Source organism: Streptomyces sp. CB02959, from assembly GCF_002803155.1.
Classification (GTDB): Bacteria; Actinomycetota; Actinomycetes; order Streptomycetales; family Streptomycetaceae; genus Streptomyces.
In genome coordinates this window covers 147,159-166,087 of record NZ_NNBP01000001.1, presented here as the reverse complement: position 1 = coordinate 166,087, position 18,929 = coordinate 147,159, and the positions used below count along the sequence as shown (strand labels likewise).

The following is an 18,929-nucleotide window of genomic DNA, read 5'->3' as shown; positions in this document are numbered from 1 at the left end:
GCCGCTCCCTGCCGCTAGATTCCCGATATGCCCCTCCACGCCGTCCTCTGGGACATCGACGACACCCTCTTCGACTACACCGGCGCCGACCGCACCGGCGTACTGCGCCACCTGCGGACCGAGGGGCTGCTGGCCGCGTACGGCGGCGAGACGGCGGCACTCTCCCGCTGGCAGCACGCGATGGAGACCGAGTTCGCCCGTTTCCTCGCGGGCGAGCTGGGGTTCCTGGAACAGCGCAGGGCCCGTGCCCGGACGTTCCTGGGCACCCCGCTGACCGACGCCGAGGCGGACGCCTGGTTCGGCCGCTACATCGCCCACTACGAGGCGTCCTGGGTGCTTTTCCCGGACTCCGCGCCGGCCCTGGAGGCGCTGGCCCCCCTGGTGCGCCAGGCGGTGCTCTCCAACTCCTCCACCGCCAACCAGGAGCGCAAGCTGACCGCCCTGGGCATCCGCGAGCGCTTCGAGGCGGTGCTGTGCGCCGACGGCCTGGGACACGCCAAGCCCGCCCCGGAAGCCTTCCAAGGGGCCTGCGCGGCCCTCGGCCTGCCACCGTCCGAGGTGCTCTACGTCGGCGACCGGCTCGACATCGACGGCCTGGGCGCCAGGGACGCCGGCCTGGCGGCCGTGTGGCTGGATCGCACGGGCACCGACGAGCGGCCCCCACCCGGGATCCACCGCATCCGAGGGCTGGCCGAGCTTCCCGAGCTGGTGCGCGGGGTTATCGGTTTTGGAGCACCCTCCACGATCAGGTAATGTTCTTCCTGCGCCGCCCGAGAGGGCCGAAAGGCCCGGACCGGAAGGCGCAGATCAAGGCAAAGCCCCCGCCTGGGGGTTGCACTTTGATGGCCTATGGTGTAATTGGCAGCACGACTGATTCTGGTTCAGTTAGTCTTGGTTCGAGTCCAGGTAGGCCAGCTCGCAGAGCTCATCTGCAAAGCCCCCGTTGTGTAGCGGCCTAGCACGCCGCCCTCTCAAGGCGGTAGCGCCGGTTCGAATCCGGTCGGGGGTACAGATCCTTCCCGGGGAGGCAGTCTGGGTCGCACCCACTGCCACTCACGCAGGATCGCTAGGGCCCCCGTTGTGTAGCGGCCTAGCACGCCGCCCTCTCAAGGCGGTAGCGCCGGTTCGAATCCGGTCGGGGGTACTGGTCTACACCACCATGGCCTATGGTGTAATTGGCAGCACGACTGATTCTGGTTCAGTTAGTCTTGGTTCGAGTCCAGGTAGGCCAGCTCGCAGAGCTCATCTGCAAAGCCCCCGTTGTGTAGCGGCCTAGCACGCCGCCCTCTCAAGGCGGTAGCGCCGGTTCGAATCCGGTCGGGGGTACATCGAGGGAAGGCCCTCCGCATCATGCGGAGGGCCTTTTCGCGCTTCCGGGAAGCTCCGGTGGGCGTCCAACGGCTCTGTGCGGCCGGGGAGTTGGTCGTGGAGCGGCGGTAGTGGTCCGCGGTGGCGGGTAGTTGGGGCGGCAGGGGCCGGGGCGTCGGGAAATGGGCCGGCCGGCCGCCGCGGGGGAGCGGGGCCGGCCGGTGGGTTTCTCAGGAGCCGTTGCGGCGCAGGCCCTCGGAGAGGCGCGCGGCGGCGTCGATGACCGCCTGGGCGTGCATACGGCCCGGGTGGCGGGTCAGGCGCTCGATCGGGCCGGAGACCGACACGGCGGCCACCACGCGGTTGGAGGGGCCGCGTACGGGCGCGGAGACGGAGGCCACGCCGGGCTCCCGCTCGCCGATCGACTGGGCCCAGCCGCGGCGCCGTACGCCGGAGAGCGCGGTGGCGGTGAAGCGGGCGCCCTGGAGGCCGCGGTGCAGTCGCTCCGGCTCCTCCCAGGCCATCAGGATCTGGGCCGACGAGCCGGCCTTCATCGTCAGCGTGGAGCCGACCGGGACGGTGTCCCGCAGTCCGGACAGCCGTTCCGCCGCCGCCACGCAGATCCGCATGTCGCCCTGCCGGCGATAGAGCTGGGCGCTCTCGCCCGTCACGTCGCGCAAGTGTGTGAGCACCGGTCCTGCCGTGGCCAGGAGGCGGTCCTCGCCGGCCGCCGCGGCCAGCTCGGAGAGCCGGGGGCCGAGGATGAACCGGCCCTGCATGTCCCTCGCCACCATCCGGTGGTGTTCCAGAGCCACGGCCAGCCGGTGGGCCGTGGGTCGTGCAAGCCCGGTCGCCGCGACCAGCCCGGCGAGGGTGGCCGGACCGGACTCCAGAGCGCTCAAAACCAGAGCTGCCTTGTCGAGAACGCCGACGCCGCTAGAGTTGTCCATGAAACGATACTCGCGTCTCACAGTGTGAAACGCAAGTTCAATTTTCCATGGAAGTCGTCACTCTGTAGGTGCGGCCCTCGACCAGGGCCCGGCGTCACGCCCGCCAGGGGATATTCGCGGGTCACCGCGCACAGACGAGCAAGGCCGGCACAGCGGCCGGCCGGAGGGAACGCGATGGGACGGACACTTGCGGAGAAGGTCTGGGACGACCACGTCGTCCGGCGCGCGGAAGGCGAGCCCGACCTCCTCTTCATCGATCTCCACCTGCTGCACGAGGTCACCAGCCCGCAGGCGTTCGACGGCCTGCGCAAGGCCGGTCGCGGAGTGCGCCGCACGGACCTGACCATCGCCACCGAGGATCACAACACCCCGACCCTCGACATCGACAAGCCGATCGCCGACCCGGTCTCGCGTACCCAGCTGGAGACCCTGCGCAAGAACTGCGCGGAGTTCGGTGTCCGGCTGCACCCGCTGGGTGACGTCGAGCAGGGTGTCGTCCACGTCGTGGGCCCGCAGTTGGGACTGACCCAGCCCGGCACCACCGTGGTCTGCGGTGACAGCCACACCTCCACCCACGGCGCGTTCGGCGCGCTGGCGTTCGGCATCGGCACCAGCCAGGTCGAGCACGTCCTGGCGACCCAGACGCTGCCGATGGCGCCGTTCAAGACCATGGCGATCACCGTCGAGGGCGAACTGCCGCAGGGTGTCACCGCCAAGGACCTGATCCTGGCGATCATCGCCAAGATCGGCACCGGCGGCGGTCAGGGGTACGTGATCGAGTACCGCGGTTCGGCCATCGAGAAGCTGTCGATGGAAGCCCGGATGACCATCTGCAACATGTCGATCGAGGCGGGCGCCCGGGCCGGCATGATCGCCCCCGACCAGACCACCTTCGACTACCTCCAGGGCCGCGACCACGCCCCCGAGGACGAGGACTGGGACGCCGCCGTCGCGTACTGGAAGACGCTGCGCACCGACGACGACGCGGTCTTCGACGCCGAGGTCGTCATCGACGCCGCGACGCTGTCGCCGTTCGTCACCTGGGGCACCAACCCGGGCCAGGGTGCACCGCTTTCGGCGAACGTCCCCGACCCGGCTTCGTACGAGGACCCCTCGGAGCGGTTCGCCGCCGAAAAGGCCCTGGAATACATGGGGTTGACGGCGGGTCAGCCGCTGCGCGAGATCTCCGTGGACACCGTCTTCGTAGGTTCGTGCACCAACGGCCGGATCGAGGACCTGCGCTCCGCGGCGGCGGTCCTGGAAGGCCGTTCGGTCGCCGAGGGCGTGCGCATGCTGATCGTTCCCGGCTCCGTCCGGGTCTCCCTGGAGGCCGTCGCGGAGGGGCTGGACAAGGTCTTCACCGCGGCCGGCGCCGAATGGCGGCACGCGGGTTGCTCGATGTGCCTGGGCATGAACCCCGACCAGCTGGCGCCCGGTGAGCGCTCCGCGTCCACCTCCAACCGCAACTTCGAGGGCCGGCAGGGCAAGGGCGGTCGTACCCACCTCGTCTCGCCGCAGGTCGCCGCCGCAACGGCGGTTCTCGGCCACCTGGCCTCACCGGCCGACCTGTCCGACGCCGACGTCGCTACGCCCGCGGGAGTCTGAGAACCATGGAAGCTTTCACCACCCACACCGGCCGGGCCGTTCCGCTGCGCCGCAGCAACGTCGACACCGACCAGATCATCCCGGCCCACTGGCTGAAGAAGGTCACCCGGGACGGCTTCGAGGACGGGCTCTTCGAGGCGTGGCGCAAGGACCCGGAGTTCGTCCTCAACCAGGAGGCGTACAAGGGCGCCACCGTCCTGGTGGCCGGGCCCGACTTCGGCACCGGCTCCTCGCGCGAGCACGCCGTCTGGGCGCTGCAGAACTACGGTTTCAAGGCCGTCATCTCCTCGCGGTTCGCTGACATCTTCCGGGGCAACTCCCTCAAGAACGGCCTGCTGACGGTGGTCCTGCCGCAGGAGACCGTGGACCGGCTGCAGAAGCTGGTGGAGTCCGACCCCACCGCCGAGGTCACCGTCGACCTGGTGGACCGCGAGGTCCGCGCCGAGGGAATCACCGCCGGCTTCGAGCTGGACGAGAACGCTCGTTGGCGGCTCCTGGAGGGTCTGGACGACATCAGCCTCACCCTTCGGGAGGAGTCCGCCATCGCCGCCTACGAGGCGAACAGGCCCTCATTCAAGCCGCGTACCATCGAGGTCTGACCTCGGGTTTTATGGCTCAAAGGCTTATTGCGTACGATGCGCCCCCTGTGCAGTTGGCGGGGGGCGCTTCGGCTTGTCGGGGCCGGTGTTGAGGCCCCGTGAAGCGACAACTCGCCGCAGATGGCACAATTAGCGCATGGAACGCGACGACCAACTCAAGCTCTACGGTTTCGTCGCCGACCGACTCAAGGACGCACACGCAAGGGTGCGGACACTGCAAGTCCCGGAGGGCGTACGGATGGCGCTGACCCGGAAGCTGCTCGTCATCACGGCCGCGGCTAAACACGATCTTGCGGACGCGGCAAGGCGTCTGGAGTGGTTCATGCACGACCTTGACGAAGGTCGTTATCCCGAAGATGTGCATGCCGATGGAAGTCCGTGAAGGTCGAGTCCGTTGCGGCACAAGGGTGATTAGCCCGTTTCGTGTTTGATTTGCGGTATATATCTGCCTAACGTGCGAAAAAGCTTGGAATCTTTCGTTCCAGCAATGTCTCCGAAGGGGAAGACGTGAACAAGGCGCAGCTCGTAGAAGCCATTGCCGACAAGCTCGGCGGCCGTCAGAACGCCGCGGACGCGGTGGACGCCGTACTGGACGCAGTCGTCCGTGCAGTTGTCGCCGGCGACCGCGTTTCGGTCACCGGATTCGGCTCGTTCGAGAAGGTGGACCGCCCGGCCCGCTACGCGCGCAACCCGCAGACGGGTGAGCGGGTCCGGGTCAAGAAGACCTCGGTGCCCCGTTTCCGCGCCGGTCAGGGCTTCAAGGACCTGGTGAGCGGCTCGAAGAAGCTCCCCAAGGGTGGCGAGGTCGCCGTCAAGAAGGCGCCCAAGGGCAGCCTGACCGGCGGTGCCGCCATCAAGAAGGCCGCAGCGAAGAAGGCTGTCGCCAAGAAGGCCGCTGCCAAGAAGGCGGCCCCCGCGAAGAAGGCGGCGGCGAAGAAGGTCACCGCGAAGAAGGTCACCGCGAAGAAGGTCACGGCGAAGAAGGTCACCGCGAAGAAGGCGGCGCCCGCGAAGAAGGCGGCTGCGGCGAAGAAGGCCGCCCCCGCGAAGAAGACCACCGCGAAGAAGACCGCGCCCGCGAAGAAGACCACGGCGAAGAAGGCTCCCGCCAAGAAGGCCACGGCGCGCAAGACCACCGCCAAGAAGACCACCGCCCGCAAGCGGTAATTCCACGGCGGCGACACGACGCCAGGCGCCGGGCCGGTCTCCCTCCGGGGAGCCCGGCCCGCGGTGCGTACCGGCCCGGGGCGCCGTCTACGCTGGCCCCATGCAGGCCACGGCGTACACCTACGACGAGACGACCCGCTCCGGCAGCGTGCTGCTGGACGACGGGACCCCGCTGCCCTTCGACGCGGCGGCCTTCGACGCCGGCGGTCTGCTCCTGCTCCGGCCCGGTCAGCGGGTGCGGATCGAGGTCACCGGCGAGGACGACGCCCGCCGGATCGTCCTCGTCACGCTCCAGACGCTCTGACCTGCGGCGGCACCATACGGCCGGGAGCGCCCGGCCGGTCCGCGGTGCCGAAGCCCCCCGGGCGGCCGGCCGTGCTCAGCACGCCCGCCCACTCCGCCCAGCCCGGCACCCGCGGGGCCTGCCGCGCGGTGTGCGGCCCCACGCCCAGCGCCAGCGCGGCCCGCAGATCGTCCCCGGTGTCCACGTCCCGGCGCACCGACGGCACGTCCGGCGCGGTGATCTCGTGCGCCCCGGATGCCCGGTGCCGGGCCCGTGAGGCGCCCCCGAAAGCCGGTTCCAATTCCGTACCGGAAGTCGCGGTCAGAAGTGTTGTCCCGATATCCGCCGCATCCGCGAGAAATGCCCGGGGAAATAGCGTGGCGGAATGGAGCACCCGGGTCAGCTCGGCCGGGCGGAGCGCCGGCAGATCGGCGTTCAGCGCGGCGACCGGCGCACCGGGCCGCCGGGCCCGTACGACGGCCGCGCCATGGGCCAGTGCGGCATTCAGCCCGTTGGCCGGAGCGTCCGGCACGATGCGCGCCCCCAGCGCCGCCAAGTGCTCCCCGGCCACCGGATCGTCCGTGACAACCGCCACATCCCGCACGTCCGCGCAGGCCAGCGCCGCCGTCACGGTGTCCAGCGCGAATGCCAGCGCCAACTTCGGCCGGAACTCCTCACCTGCGGCCCCGGAGAGCCTGCTCTTGGCCCGCACCAGCGGTTTCAGGGGCACTATGAGGCTCCAGCCCACATCCGCTCCGTCTCTTCGCATCGGGATCATTCTCACCCGCCGCCGGAGCCTTTCCCGGAGTGGCGGGGTTACGGTGTTCTCGACATAGCGGGTACTCGGGGCGACACTTGTGCGGCTGCCGGCTCGCAGCAGCTTCGCAGGTCCCACAAGGAGGGTGTCCCAGTGTCCCGCCGCAGAATCGGCTTCTGGTACCGCTTGGCCGCGGTCATCTGCAAACCGCCGCTCTTGGTTCTGTTCAAGCGGGACTGGCGGGGAATGGAGCACATTCCGGTCGACGGCGGTTTTATTACCGCGGTCAACCACAACTCGTATCTTGATCCGCTCTCCTATGCGCACTATCAGTACAACACCGGGCGGGTCCCCCGATTCCTCGCCAAGGCCGGACTCTTCAAGAGCGGCTTTGTCGGCGTGATGATGCGCGGAACCGGACAGATCCCCGTCTACCGGGAAACCACCGACGCCGCCACCGCCTTCCGGGCCGCCGTGAACGCCATCGAGAAGGGCGAATGCGTCGCCTTCTACCCCGAGGGCACCCTCACCCGCGACCCGAAGATGTGGCCCATGCAGGGCAAGACCGGCGCCGCCCGGGTCGCGCTGCTGACGAAGGCGCCGGTCATTCCCGTCGCCCAGTGGGGCGCCAACGAGGCGATGCCGCCGTACGCCAAGGAGAAGAAGCTCCAGCTCTTCCCGCGCAAGACGCTGCGGGTCCAGGCCGGACCGCCGGTCGACCTCAGCGAGTTCTACGGCCAGGAGCCCACCGCCGAGGTGCTGCGCGCCGTCACCGAGAAGATCATGGCCGCCATCACCGCCGAGCTGGCCGGCATCCGCGGCGAGACCGCGCCGGCCGAACCGTTCGACTACCGCAAGCAGATCGCCCGCGAGCGGCGGGCCGCCCGCGAGGCCGCCCGGGCCGCCGCCGCGGCCGGCACCGGCGACGCCGTCCTGGAACCGGCCGAGTCGACCGCACCGGCCGCCCCCACGCAGCAGGCCCGAAGCAACCGACAGGCACAGGAGGATGAAGGCAAGTGACGCGCTGCGCCGTCTTCGGCACGGGGTCCTGGGGCACCGCATTCGCGATGGTGCTCGCCGACGCGGGCTGCGAGGTGACCCTGTGGGCGCGCAGAGCGGCCCTCGTCGACGCCATCAACACCGGCCGCACCAACCCGGACTACCTGCCGGGCGTCGAACTCCCCGAAGGCGTACGGGCCACCACCGACCCGGCCGAGGCCGCCCGCGGCGCGGACTTCACCGTCCTGACCGTGCCCTCCCAGACGCTGCGCGCCAACCTCGCCGAGTGGGCGCCCCTGCTGCCCTCCGACACGGTCCTGGTCTCCCTGATGAAGGGCGTCGAACTGGGCACCGCCAAGCGCATGAGCGAGGTCATCGAAGAGGTCGCCAAGGTCCCCGCGGAACGCGTCGCGGTGCTGACCGGCCCCAACCTCGCCAAGGAGGTCGCCGCCCGGCAGCCCGCCGCGGCCGTCGTGGCCTGCGTCGACGAGGACGTCGCCCGGCGCCTCCAGGCCGCCTGCCACACCGCGTACTTCCGCCCGTACACCAACACCGACGTGGTCGGCTGCGAACTGGGCGGCGCGGTCAAGAACGTCATCGCGCTCGCGGTCGGCATCGCCACCGGCATGGGCCTGGGCGACAACGCCAAGGCGTCCCTGATCACCCGCGGACTCGCCGAGACCACCCGGCTCGGCCTGGCCATGGGCGCCGACGCGCACACCTTCGCGGGCCTGGCCGGCATGGGCGACCTCGTCGCCACCTGCTCCTCGCCGCTCTCCCGCAACAACACCTTCGGCACCAACCTCGGCCGGGGCATGTCGCTGGCGGAGACCATCGCGGTCACCAAGCAGACCGCCGAGGGCGTCAAGTCCTGCGAGTCCGTACTCGATCTGGCCCGCCGGCACGGCGTCGACATGCCGCTCACCGAGACCGTGGTGGAGATCGTGCACGAGGGCAAGCCGCCCCTGGTGGCCCTCAAGCAGCTGATGTCCCGCAGCGCCAAGCCCGAGCGGCACTGACCGCCCGCCGCCCGGCCGCCGTCCCGCGACGGTGCCGCCGGGCGGCGGCACCTCTTCCGCGCCGCCACGCCACCGATGGCCGCCGAGGCACTGACGCACTCCCTACCAGCAGGTACCCTCAAGCCGATATGAGCAGCGAGACCTCCACCCACAAGCCCCGTGTCGCCGTCGTGTTCGGCGGCCGCAGCTCCGAGCACGCGATCTCCGTGGTCACTGCCGGAGCCGTGCTGGCCGCCATCGACCGCGACAAGTACGACGTGCTGCCCATCGGCATCACGACCGACGGCCGCTGGGCGCTGACCGCCGACGATCCCGGGCGGATGGCGATCACGGACCGGAAGCTGCCCAGCGTGGCCGAGCTCGCCGAGGGCGGTGACGGCGTCGTGGTGCTCTCCGCGGACCCGACCACCCGCGAGGTCGTCTACAGCGAGCCGGGTTCGGTCCCCAAGGCCCTCGGCGAGGTCGACGTCGTCTTCCCCGTGCTGCACGGCCCGTACGGCGAGGACGGCACGCTCCAGGGCCTGCTGGAGCTGTCCGGGGTGCCCTACGTCGGCTCCGGCGTGCTCGCCTCGGCCGTCGGCCAGGACAAGGACTACATGAAGCGGGTGTTCGCCTCCTTCGGGCTGCCGGTCGGCCCCTACGAGGTCATCCGCCCGCGCGAGTGGGAGGCGGACCCCGCGGCCGCCCGCAGGAAGATCGTGGACTTCGCCGGCGAGCACGGCTGGCCGCTGTTCGTGAAGCCCGCGCGGGCCGGCTCGTCCATGGGCATCAGCAAGGTCGACGACCTGGCCGGGCTGGACGAGGCCGTCGAGGAGGCGCGGCGCCACGACCCCAAGATCATCGTGGAGTCGCTGCTGCGCGGCCGCGAGATCGAGTGCGGGGTGCTGGAGTTCGAGGACGGCCCGCGGGCCAGCGTGCCGGCCGAGATCCCGCCGGTCACCGCCCACGACTTCTACGACTTCGAGGCCAAGTACATCGACTCGGCCGCCGGGATCGTGCCGGCACCGATGACCGAGGAGCAGACCGCCCGGGTCCAGGAGCTGGCGGTCGCGGCGTTCGAGGCGGCGTCCTGCGAGGGACTGGTCCGCGCGGACTTCTTCCTCCAGGACAACGGCGAGTTCGTGATCAACGAGATCAACACGCTGCCCGGTTTCACGCCCATCTCGATGTACCCGCGGATGTGGCAGGAGAGCGGCGTCAGCTACCCGGAACTCATCGACCGGCTCCTGGAGGCGGCCCTGAGCCGCTCCACGGGGCTGCGCTGAACGGACCGGACCTGCCCGGCGGGGGGTCGGCCTCGGGGGTGGGCGAACGGATCCCCTAGGGGGTGCGCACGCCCCCTGCGGGCCTCCAACGCGGCCGGGCCGGGCGGTATTCCGGTGGGGGCCGCCCACGGCCCGTCGTCGCACCCGGCTGCCGGTCGGTGTCCGGCCCGCCTTCCCGGCCGCACGACGGGAGCCCGACGGCCGTCCCCGGGGCCGGTGCGGTGGGCCAGGGGCGGACAGGCCCTAGACCCCGGCCGGAATGGCCTTCTGCACCGCGGCCGCGAGATCGGGCAGCACATCGACCTCCGGGGCGTACTTCCCCGGCACGGTCACCTCGACGTAGACCTTCCGCAGGACCGTCGTGAAGCGGTAGCCGTCGTCCTGCCGCTCGAAGAGCCACTGCACACCGTCGACTTCCGCCGAGTCGGGGTTGGGGTTGTAATGTTCACTCCCGTGCCTGAGCACCTCCGGCTTGGGTACCCCGCAGCGCAGCTCCACGGCAGGATCGCCCCATATGGCAGTGAAGTCCGAGACCGGCTCGGCGGTACCCCGTTGCAGCCCGTCCACGGTCTGCGGCAGGTCCCGGTGGAGCGCCCGGCAGTGGCGCGCGGCCTCGCCCGTGGGGGAGGGCGCCGCCACCTCGGGCGCCGACGAGCAGCTCGCGAACGCGGACACCGCGGCGAGCAGGGCAAAGGCGGCCAGGTACCGGCGTCTCGCGCGTATCACCCGGCCGAGCATACGGGGGAGCTAGAGATGGACCACCGGGCAGGTGAGCGTCCGCGTGATGCCTTCCACTTGCTGGACCTTCGCGACCACCATGCGGCCGAGCTCATCGACGGTTTCCGCCTGGGCGCGCACGATGACGTCATAGGGGCCGGTCACGTCCTCGGCCGTCAGCACGCCGGGGATCTTCGCGATCACCTCGGCCACCGCCGAGGCTCTGCCGACCTCGGTCTGGATCAGGATGTAAGCCTGTACCACGGAACCTCCAGGCGGCTACGAGGATCATGTGGGAAGAAGGGACGCCACGGTACCGCGTCACCGAGCGGAGCGGGGAGACCCGCGCGGTGAACACGGCCGGTGCGGCGCAGTCGTCAGCCACGTACGGACCGTCCGTACACATCGGAAGGGCAACAGCATGAAGGGCACCGTGGGCGAGCTGGGGGAATTCGGGCTTATCAGAGAGCTCACCTCCCGGCTCACCTCCACTCCCGCCGTACGGATCGGGCCGGGGGACGACGCCGCGGTGGTCACCGCGCCGGACCGCAGGGTCGTCGCCAGTACCGACATTCTCCTCGAAGGACGGCACTTCCGCCGCGACTGGTCCACCGCCTACGACGTCGGCCGCAAGGCCGCCGCGCAGAACCTCGCCGACATCGCGGCGATGGGCGCGGTGCCCACCGCGATCCTGCTCGGCCTGGTGGTCCCCGCGGAACTCCCCGCGACCTGGGCGACCGAGCTGATGGACGGGCTGCGCGACGAGTGCCAGGTGGCCGGTGCCGCGGTGGTCGGCGGGGACGTGGTCCGCGGCGACACCATCACCGTCGCCATCACCGCCCTCGGCGACCTGCGCAACCAGGAGCCGGTGACCCGGGCCGGCGCCCAGCCCGGCGACGTGGTCGCGGTGACCGGCTGGCTCGGCTGGTCCGCCGCCGGCCACGCGGTGCTCACCCGCGGCTTCCGCTCCCCGCGCGCCTTCGTGGAGGCGCACCGCCGCCCCGAACCGCCGTACCACGCGGGCCCGGCCGCCGCGGGGCTCGGTGCCACCGCCATGACCGACGTCAGCGACGGACTCGTCGCCGACCTCGGGCACATCGCCGAGGCCAGCAAGGTCCGCATCGACCTGCGCTCCGCCAACATCGACATCCCCTCGCAGATGTCCGACATCGGGACCGCGGTCGGCGTGGACCCGATGCAGTGGGTGCTCAACGGAGGCGAGGACCACGCCATCGTGGCCACCTTCCCGCCCGACGTGAAGCTGCCGGCCCGCTGGAAGGTGATCGGCGAGGTCCTCAACCCCTCGGCGCTGCCCCAGGTGACGGTGGACGGCGCCCCCTGGGCCAAGGCCGGCTGGGACCACTTCGGCGACAACGGGGACCCCGAGTAGATTCGCGGCATGCAGATACCTCCCCGCGTACTCACCGTCGCCGGCTCCGACTCCGGCGGCGGTGCCGGCATCCAGGCGGACCTGAAGACGATGCTGGCGCTGGGCACCCACGGCATGAGCGTGCTCACCGCCGTCACCGCGCAGAACTCCCTGGGCGTCCAGGGCGCCTGGGACCTTCCCGCCGAGGCGGTGCGCGCACAGTTCCGCAGCGTCGTCGACGACATCGGCGTCCAGGCCGTGAAGACCGGAATGCTCTCCTCGGCCGCACTCGTCGACACCGTCGCGGAGCTGCTCGCCGGCCTCACCGTGCCGGTCGTCGTCGACCCCGTGGGCGTCTCCAAGCACGGCGACGCGCTGCTGGCCGCCTCCGCGCTGGACGCGGTCCGCACCAAGCTGCTGCCGACCGCGACGGTCGCCACCCCCAACCTCGACGAGGTGGCGCAGCTCACCGGCGTACGGGTGCACACCGCGGGCGAGATGCGGCGGGCCGCCGACGCCGTCCTGGCCTTCGGGCCGCGCTGGGTGCTGATCAAGGGCGGCCACCTCCCGTCCGACGCTGCGGACGCGGCCGGCGACGCGGTCGACCTGGTCACCGACGGCGCGGCCGAGCACTGGCTGCGCGCCCCCCGGCACGACAACCGGCACACCCACGGCACCGGCTGCACCCTGGCCAGCGCCCTCGCCGCCCGGCTCGCGCAGGGCGACACCGTCCCGCAGGCGGCCGCGGCGGCGAAGGAGTACGTCACCGGCGCGATCGCGGCCGGCTTCCGACTGGGCGCGGGCATCGGACCGGTCGACCACGCCTGGCGGCTGCGCGCCGCGCACTGACCACGGGCGGCCGCGCACCGACCGCGGTGGGCGCGGCCCTGGAACAACGCCAAGAAGCCGGCCCACCTTCACGGTGGACCGGCTTCCCTGGCAACCGGCGGGGCTGCGCTGCTGCTAAGGCGTCAGCGCGAGACCTTGCCGGCCTTGATGCACGAGGTGCAGGCGTTCAGCTTCTTCGGCGTGCGCCCGACCACTGCACGAACCGTCTGGATGTTGGGGTTCCAACGACGGTTGGTACGGCGGTGCGAGTGCGAGACACTCTTGCCGAAGCCCGGCCCCTTGCCGCAGACGTCGCAGTTGGCAGCCACGGGTCACTCCAAAGACTTCAGATGCACTTACGGAAAGCCGGTCGGGTCGAGTGCATAGCCGTGCCGACGCCGACAGGAGAGGAATGGCCCGATTTTCATCGGGCAACCGGAGCAGCATACAACGGCCGCTCCTGCAGGACGAAACTACCACGGAGCCTTCGGCCCCGACCCGGCCGTCCCGGCGGAGCGCGACTACTGTGCGGGTGCATCCCGCGACCCCAGGAGGACGACGTGCCCCACCCGCTCGACGCCGCCGCCGTCCGTACCTGGTGCGGGCTGGCACTGGAGGCGCTCGGACGGGAACGCGAGCGGATCGACGCGATCAACGTCTATCCGGTCGCCGACGGCGACACCGGCACCAACTGCTACCTGACGCTGGAATCGGCGGCCCGCGCGGTCGAGGCCGCCTTCGACGGCCACGGTTCCGCCGGCACCGCACCCGACCTCGCCGACGCCGTCGGCGCCATGGCGCACGGCGCGCTCATCGGCGCCCGTGGCAACTCCGGCACCATCCTGGCGCAGCTGCTGCGCGGGATGGCCCAGGTGCTGGCGGCCGCCCCGGCCGGTGGGACGGGCGCCGCGGACGCCCTGCGCCAGGCCCTGCGGCGGGCCGCGACGGCCGCGTACGAGGCGGTCGCGCACCCCGTGGAGGGCACCGTGCTGACCGTGGCGACGGCCGCCGCCGGTGCTGCCGAGCAGACCGCCGGCGGGGCCGTCGAGGTCGCCCGGGCCGCCCACCGGGGCGCCGCGGAGGCGCTGCGGGCCACTCCCGGACAGCTCGCGGTGCTCGGGAAGGCCGGAGTGGTGGACGCCGGCGGTTGCGGGCTGGTGGCCCTGTTGGGCGCGCTCGCCGACGCCCTGTCCGGGGAGGTCACCGCTGCCCCCGTCGCCGTACGGGCCGGTGGACCGGTACCGGTGGCGGCCGGCTGCGCGGCGGTGGCACCGGGGGCGGAAGGCTGCGGCGATCCGCATGCCGGGGGCCCCGCCTTCGAGGTGATCTACCTGCTGGAGGCCGGCGACGCCGAGGTGGCCCGGTTGCGGACCCGGCTCGACCGGCTCGGCGACTCGCTGGTGGTGGTCGGCGGGGACGGCCTGTGGAACGTACACGTCCACGTCGACGACGCCGGGGCCGCGGTGGAGGCCGGCATCGAGGCCGGCCGGCCGTACCGGATCCGGATCACCCACTTCGGCGCGGGCCCGCGGGTCGAGGAGCCGGCGCTGGCGGCCCGGGCCGTGGTCGCGGTGGTGCCGGGCGCCGGGCTCGCCGCACTGTGCGCGCAGGCCGGCGCGACTCCGGTGACCGTCCGCCCCGGGGAGCCGCCGGCCAGCGGCGAACTGGTCCAGGCGATCCGGCAGGCCCACGCCCGCGAGGTGATGCTGCTGCCCAACGACCCGGAGCTGCGGCACACCGCGGCGGCCGCCGCCGAGCAGGCCCGGGCCGAGGGCGTACGGGTCGCGCTGATCCCCACCCGCTCCGCCGTCCAGGGCCTCGCCGCGCTGGCCGTGCACGAGCCGGACCGCAGCTTCGACCAGGACATGGTCGCGATGACCGCGGCGGCCGGCGCCACCCGCTACGCCGAACTGGCCGTCGCCGAGCACCGGTCCTGGACGATGGCCGGGATCTGCCAGGCCGGGGACGTGCTCGGCCTGATCGACGGCGATGTCGTGGTGATCGGGCCCGACCTCGCCCGGACCGCGACGACGGTGCTCGACCGGATGCTCTCCGCGGGCGGCGAACTGGTCACCCTGGTCCTCGGCGCGGACGTCCCCCCGTCCCTCGCCGAACGGCTGGAGCGGCACGTCCGGGAACGCCATCTCGCGGTGGACACGGTCGTCTACGAAGGCGGCGAATATGCGGCGCCGCTGCTGATCGGCGTGGAATAGCGCACCGTCCCCCGGGTATCCCGCCGGCCGCCGGAATAGCGCCGGTGCCGGAATTCCCGGCCGCGGAAAGCGGCGGTGGTGGCCCGTTGTCAGTGCCGTGGTGTGCAATGGAACGCGTGGCAGCGCTCGACGAACCCCTGAAGAAAACCCTCGGCGGCACCACCGCGAAGGTCCTGGCCGAGCATCTCGGCCTGGAGACGGTCGGCGATCTGCTGCACCACTATCCGCGGCGCTACGCCGAGCGCGGTGAGCTGACCCGGCTGGCCGACCTGCCGCTGGACGAACACGTCACGGTCGTCGCCCGGGTCGCCGACGCCCGCGTCCTCACGTTCAACCACGGCCGCGGACAGCGGCTGGAAGTGACCCTCACGGACGGCAGCGGCCGGCTCCAGCTGGTGTTCTTCGGCAAGGGCATCCACAAGCCGCACAAGGACCTGCTGCCCGGGAAGCGCGCGATGTTCGCGGGCAAGGTCTCGGTCTTCAACCGCAAACTCCAGCTGGCCCACCCGGAATACGAACTCCTCGACCAGGAAGCCGACAGCGGGGCCGTCGACGCCTTCGCCAACCAGCTCATGCCGATCTACCCGGCGTGCCAGCAGATGGCCTCCTGGAAGATCGCCAAGGCGGTCGACGCGGTCCTGCCCAGCGCCCAGGACGCCGTCGACCCCCTGCCCCCGGGGCTGCGCGAGGGCCGCGGGCTGGTCCCGCTCACCGAGGCGCTGCTGAAGGTCCACCGCCCCGGCAGCAAGGCCGACATCGCCGACGCACGGGCCCGGCTGAAGTGGGACGAGGCGTTCGTCCTCCAGGTCGCGCTCGCCCGCCGCCGCTTCGCCGACGCCCAACTCTCCGCCGTCCCGCGGAAGTCGACGCAAGGCGGCATCCTCGACGCGTTCGACGCCCGACTGCCCTTCACCCTCACCGAGGGCCAGACGAAGGTCAGCCGGGAGATCTTCGACGACCTCGCGACGGAACACCCGATGCACCGCCTCCTCCAGGGAGAGGTCGGCTCCGGCAAGGCCCAGCCGCTGGACGCCCTGGTGCTCACCCCGCGCGGCTTCCGCCCCATGGGAGAGCTGGCGGTGGGCACCGAAGTGGTGGTGCCCAGCGGAGAGATCGCCCCGGTGGACGGGGTGTTCCCGCAGGGCGAGCGGGAGGTGTGGCGGCTGGTGCTGTCCGACGGCAGCACCGTCGAGTGCGACGACGAGCACCTGTGGATCGTCTCCGCCCGCACCGAGGGGGAGCGGGTGCTCACCACCCGCGAGCTGCGGGCCGGGCTGCTGGACGCCGACGGCCGGCCCCGCTGGTCGATCGCCCCGGCCACCCCGGTGGACCTCGACGGCGGCGGGGAGCGCCCCCTCGACCCGTACGCACTGGGCCGGACGCTGGGCGCGGGCGGCACCGGCCCGGCCGGCCGCGGCGTCCCCGACGCCTACCGCAACGCCCCCGTCAAGGACCGCCGGGCGCTGCTGGCGGGCCTGCTGTCCGCCGGCGGTGAACACCGCGGCACCGGCGGCGTCTTCCGCACCGCCTGGGCCCCGCTGGCCGCCGACGCCGCCTGGCTGGCGCGCTCCCTCGGCGGCACGGCCCACACCGCCCCGGTGGGCGACGACGGTCACGACGTCACGGTGGCGCTCCCCGAAGAAGGCGGCGCGGGCGACGCGGCTTTCCGGCGCACCGTCCGCGCCGTCGAGCACGTCGGCCGCAAACCCGTCCAGTGCATCAGCGTCGGGCACCCCTCCCACGCCTACGTGACCGACCACTTCACGGTCACCCACAACACCATGGTCGCGCTGCGCGCCATGCTCGGCGTCGTCGACAGCGGCGGCCAGGCGGCGATGCTCGCGCCGACCGAGGTGCTGGCCCAGCAGCACCACCGCTCCGTCACGGAGATGATGGGCGACCTCGCCGAGGGAGGGATGCTGGGCGGCGCGGAGCGGGCCACGAAGGTGGTGCTGCTGACCGGTTCGATGGGCGCCGCGGCCCGCCGCCAGGCGCTGCTGCACCTGGTCACCGGCGAGGCCGGCATCGTCATCGGGACGCACGCGCTGATCGAGGACGTGGTGCAGTTCCACGACCTGGGCCTGGTCGTCGTCGACGAGCAGCACCGCTTCGGTGTCGAGCAGCGCGACGCCCTGCGCTCCAAGGGCAGACAACCCCCGCACCTGCTGGTGATGACCGCGACACCGATCCCGCGGACGGTCGCCATGACCGTCTTCGGCGACCTGGAGACCTCGGTCCTGGACCAGCTCCCCGCCGGCCGCTCGCCGATCGCCAGCCACGTGGTGCCCGCCAAGGACAAGCCGCACTTCCTCGCCCGCGCCTGGGAACGGGTCCGCGAGGAGGTGGCCGCCGGCCACCAGGCGTACGTGGTCTGCCCGCGGATCGGCGACGACGAGGAGGCCGCACCCAAGGGGAAGAAGGCCAAGGCCGCCCCGGCGGAGCCGAGTTCACCGGAGGACCTGGCCGAGAAGCGCCCCCCGCTGGCGGTCCTCGACATCGCCGAGCAGTTGCGGAAGGGCCCGCTCACCGGACTCCGGGTGGCGGTGCTGCACGGCCGGATGGCTCCGGACGACAAGGACGACGTGATGCGCCGGTTCGCCGCCGGCGAGCTGGACGTACTGGTCGCCACCACCGTCATCGAGGTCGGGGTCAACGTCCCCAACGCCACCGCCATGGTGATCATGGACGCGGACCGCTTCGGCGTCTCCCAGCTCCACCAGCTCCGCGGCCGGGTGGGCCGCGGCTCGGCGCCCGGCCTGTGCCTGCTGGTCAGCGAGATGCCCGAGGCCAGTCCGGCCCGCGCCCGGCTCACCGCGGTCGCCGCCACCCTCGACGGCTTCGAGCTCTCCCGCATCGACCTCGAACAGCGGCGCGAGGGCGACGTCCTCGGCCAGGCCCAGTCCGGCGCCCGCTCCTCGCTGCGGATGCTCGCGGTCATCGACGACGAGGAGGTGATCGCGGCGGCCCGCGAGGAGGCCACCGCCCTGGTCACCGCCGACCCCGAGCTGACCGGCTGCCCCGAACTGCGGACCGCGCTCTCGGCCCTGCTGGACGACGAACGGGAGCAGTATCTGGACAAGGGCTGAGCCGCGGACACGGACCGACCGCGACCCGTGGCCGTGAGAACGATCACGGCCGGGCGGTGCCGAGGGCGGGTCCGCCCCGCAGGGGACGGACATATCGTGGGAGAGCGGAGCCCGCCGGGCGCCCGCCCTCTTGGACCACGCGCAACGTAAGGACGGGCCCATGACCCGCGTGATCGCCGGTACGGCCGGCGGCCGCCGCCTCGCCGTACCACCGGGCAACGGCACCCGCCCCACCTCCGACCGGGCGCGCGAGGGCATGTTCTCCACCTGGGAGGCGCTCGACGGGCCGCTGACCGGCGCCCGGATGCTCGACCTCTACGGCGGTTCCGGCGCGGTCGGCCTGGAGGCGCTCTCCCGCGGCGCCGCGCACGTCCTGCTGGTCGAGGCCGACTCCCGCGCGGTCCGCACCATCCGGGAGAACGTCAAGGCGGTCGGCCTGCCCGGCGTCGAGGTCCGGGCCGGCAAGGCCGAGCAGATCGCCGCGACCCCGGCCCCCGGAGCGCCGTACGACATCGTCTTCCTGGACCCGCCGTACGCGGTCGACGACGACGAACTCCGGGAGATTCTGCTCACACTCCGTGGTCAGGGGTGGCTTGCCGCCGAGGCACTCGTCACCGTGGAGCGGAGCACCCGGGGTGGCACGTTCGGCTGGCCGGACGGATTCGAAGCGATCAAGGCCCGTCGCTACGGCGAGGGGACGCTTTGGTACGGTCGCGCCGCTTCGGCGTCCGCCGAACCGACGTCAGCAACCCTGTCATGAACGG

19 protein-coding genes and 5 tRNA genes are annotated in these 18,929 nt (G+C 71.9%); 19 read left to right on the top strand and 5 right to left on the bottom strand.

Annotation, left to right across the window (positions count from 1 at the left end; all coding sequences use genetic code 11):
• Positions 1-27 precede the first annotated feature (27 nt).
• The 6 genes from CG747_RS00750 to CG747_RS00725 all read left to right on the top strand — a co-directional run bounded on the left by CG747_RS00750 (position 28) and on the right by CG747_RS00725 (position 1,326).
• Positions 28-753 carry an HAD family hydrolase gene (locus CG747_RS00750; protein ID WP_100599613.1) on the top strand — a complete coding sequence of 242 codons (726 nt, stop codon included), beginning with the start codon at positions 28-30 and terminating at the stop codon, positions 751-753.
• A gap of 90 nt (positions 754-843) precedes the next feature.
• Positions 844-915, top strand: a tRNA-Gln gene (locus CG747_RS00745).
• Positions 916-936: 21 nt separating this feature from the next.
• Positions 937-1,009: transfer RNA gene (locus CG747_RS00740), tRNA-Glu, on the top strand.
• 62 nt (positions 1,010-1,071) lie between these two features.
• Positions 1,072-1,144 (top strand) — tRNA-Glu (locus CG747_RS00735).
• Positions 1,145-1,160: 16 nt separating this feature from the next.
• Positions 1,161-1,232, top strand: a tRNA-Gln gene (locus CG747_RS00730).
• Between the two features lie 21 nt (positions 1,233-1,253).
• Positions 1,254-1,326 (top strand) — tRNA-Glu (locus CG747_RS00725).
• A gap of 212 nt (positions 1,327-1,538) precedes the next feature.
• On the opposite strand, the gene ndgR is transcribed toward CG747_RS00725, so the two are convergent.
• Positions 1,539-2,258 carry an IclR family transcriptional regulator NdgR gene (gene ndgR / locus CG747_RS00720; protein ID WP_100599612.1) on the bottom strand — a complete coding sequence of 240 codons (720 nt, stop codon included), beginning with the start codon at positions 2,256-2,258 and terminating at the stop codon, positions 1,539-1,541.
• Between the two features lie 174 nt (positions 2,259-2,432).
• On the opposite strand from ndgR, the gene leuC reads away from it, so the two are divergent.
• The 5 genes from leuC to CG747_RS00695 all read left to right on the top strand — a co-directional run bounded on the left by leuC (position 2,433) and on the right by CG747_RS00695 (position 5,933).
• Complete coding sequence (gene leuC / locus CG747_RS00715) at positions 2,433-3,863, top strand: 3-isopropylmalate dehydratase large subunit (protein ID WP_100599611.1); 1,431 nt, start codon at positions 2,433-2,435, stop codon at positions 3,861-3,863.
• 5 nt (positions 3,864-3,868) lie between these two features.
• Positions 3,869-4,462, top strand: coding sequence for a 3-isopropylmalate dehydratase small subunit (leuD, locus tag CG747_RS00710; protein ID WP_100599610.1), 594 nt, complete (start codon positions 3,869-3,871; stop codon positions 4,460-4,462).
• 136 nt (positions 4,463-4,598) lie between these two features.
• Positions 4,599-4,844 carry a hypothetical protein gene (locus tag CG747_RS00705; RefSeq protein ID WP_100599609.1) on the top strand — a complete coding sequence of 82 codons (246 nt, stop codon included), beginning with the start codon at positions 4,599-4,601 and terminating at the stop codon, positions 4,842-4,844.
• A gap of 125 nt (positions 4,845-4,969) precedes the next feature.
• Positions 4,970-5,629: an HU family DNA-binding protein gene (locus CG747_RS00700; protein ID WP_100599608.1), complete on the top strand. Its 660-nt coding sequence runs from the start codon at positions 4,970-4,972 to the stop codon at positions 5,627-5,629.
• 100 nt (positions 5,630-5,729) lie between these two features.
• The gene (locus CG747_RS00695; protein WP_100599607.1) at positions 5,730-5,933 is read left to right on the top strand and encodes a hypothetical protein; all 204 of its coding nucleotides are present in this window, start codon (positions 5,730-5,732) and stop codon (positions 5,931-5,933) included.
• Here the strand turns inward: CG747_RS00695 and cofC are convergent.
• Entirely contained in the window at positions 5,914-6,681 is a 768-nt protein-coding gene (gene cofC / locus CG747_RS00690; protein WP_257980159.1) for a 2-phospho-L-lactate guanylyltransferase, read from the bottom strand. The genes CG747_RS00695 and cofC overlap by 20 nt on opposite strands.
• A gap of 141 nt (positions 6,682-6,822) precedes the next feature.
• On the opposite strand from cofC, the gene CG747_RS00685 reads away from it, so the two are divergent.
• The 3 genes from CG747_RS00685 (at position 6,823) to CG747_RS00675 (ending at position 9,952) form a co-directional block, all read left to right on the top strand.
• Complete coding sequence (locus tag CG747_RS00685; protein WP_100599605.1) at positions 6,823-7,689, top strand: 1-acyl-sn-glycerol-3-phosphate acyltransferase; 867 nt, start codon at positions 6,823-6,825, stop codon at positions 7,687-7,689.
• Positions 7,686-8,687, top strand: a complete 1,002-nt coding sequence (locus tag CG747_RS00680; protein ID WP_100599604.1) for an NAD(P)H-dependent glycerol-3-phosphate dehydrogenase — start codon at positions 7,686-7,688, stop codon at positions 8,685-8,687. Before CG747_RS00685 ends, CG747_RS00680 begins: the two co-directional genes overlap by 4 nt.
• A 128-nt stretch (positions 8,688-8,815) precedes the next feature.
• Positions 8,816-9,952 carry a D-alanine--D-alanine ligase family protein gene (locus CG747_RS00675; RefSeq protein ID WP_100599603.1) on the top strand — a complete coding sequence of 379 codons (1,137 nt, stop codon included), beginning with the start codon at positions 8,816-8,818 and terminating at the stop codon, positions 9,950-9,952.
• A gap of 243 nt (positions 9,953-10,195) precedes the next feature.
• Here the strand turns inward: CG747_RS00675 and CG747_RS00670 are convergent, their stop codons facing one another.
• Positions 10,196-10,690, bottom strand: coding sequence for a DUF3515 domain-containing protein (locus tag CG747_RS00670; RefSeq protein ID WP_100599602.1), 495 nt, complete (start codon positions 10,688-10,690; stop codon positions 10,196-10,198).
• Between the two features lie 9 nt (positions 10,691-10,699).
• Entirely contained in the window at positions 10,700-10,933 is a 234-nt protein-coding gene (locus CG747_RS00665) for an Lrp/AsnC family transcriptional regulator (protein ID WP_100599601.1), read from the bottom strand.
• Positions 10,934-11,090: 157 nt separating this feature from the next.
• On the opposite strand from CG747_RS00665, the gene CG747_RS00660 reads away from it, so the two are divergent.
• Positions 11,091-12,059 carry a thiamine-phosphate kinase gene (locus CG747_RS00660; RefSeq protein WP_100599600.1) on the top strand — a complete coding sequence of 323 codons (969 nt, stop codon included), beginning with the start codon at positions 11,091-11,093 and terminating at the stop codon, positions 12,057-12,059.
• A gap of 9 nt (positions 12,060-12,068) precedes the next feature.
• Entirely contained in the window at positions 12,069-12,887 is an 819-nt protein-coding gene (thiD, locus tag CG747_RS00655; protein WP_100599599.1) for a bifunctional hydroxymethylpyrimidine kinase/phosphomethylpyrimidine kinase, read from the top strand.
• Between the two features lie 122 nt (positions 12,888-13,009).
• Here the strand turns inward: thiD and rpmB are convergent, their stop codons facing one another.
• A complete protein-coding gene (gene rpmB / locus CG747_RS00650) occupies positions 13,010-13,195 on the bottom strand; it encodes a 50S ribosomal protein L28 (RefSeq protein ID WP_043266286.1) in 186 nt (61 codons plus the stop codon).
• Between the two features lie 231 nt (positions 13,196-13,426).
• On the opposite strand from rpmB, the gene CG747_RS00645 reads away from it, so the two are divergent.
• The 3 genes from CG747_RS00645 to rsmD all read left to right on the top strand — a co-directional run bounded on the left by CG747_RS00645 (position 13,427) and on the right by rsmD (position 18,925).
• Complete coding sequence (locus CG747_RS00645) at positions 13,427-15,079, top strand: DAK2 domain-containing protein (RefSeq protein WP_100599598.1); 1,653 nt, start codon at positions 13,427-13,429, stop codon at positions 15,077-15,079.
• Positions 15,080-15,186: 107 nt separating this feature from the next.
• The gene (locus CG747_RS00640) at positions 15,187-18,165 is read left to right on the top strand and encodes a helicase-related protein (protein ID WP_100599597.1); all 2,979 of its coding nucleotides are present in this window, start codon (positions 15,187-15,189) and stop codon (positions 18,163-18,165) included.
• 160 nt (positions 18,166-18,325) lie between these two features.
• Positions 18,326-18,925 (top strand): 16S rRNA (guanine(966)-N(2))-methyltransferase RsmD, encoded by a 600-nt coding sequence (gene rsmD / locus CG747_RS00635; protein ID WP_100599596.1) that lies wholly within the window; start codon positions 18,326-18,328, stop codon positions 18,923-18,925.
• Positions 18,926-18,929 lie beyond the last annotated feature (4 nt).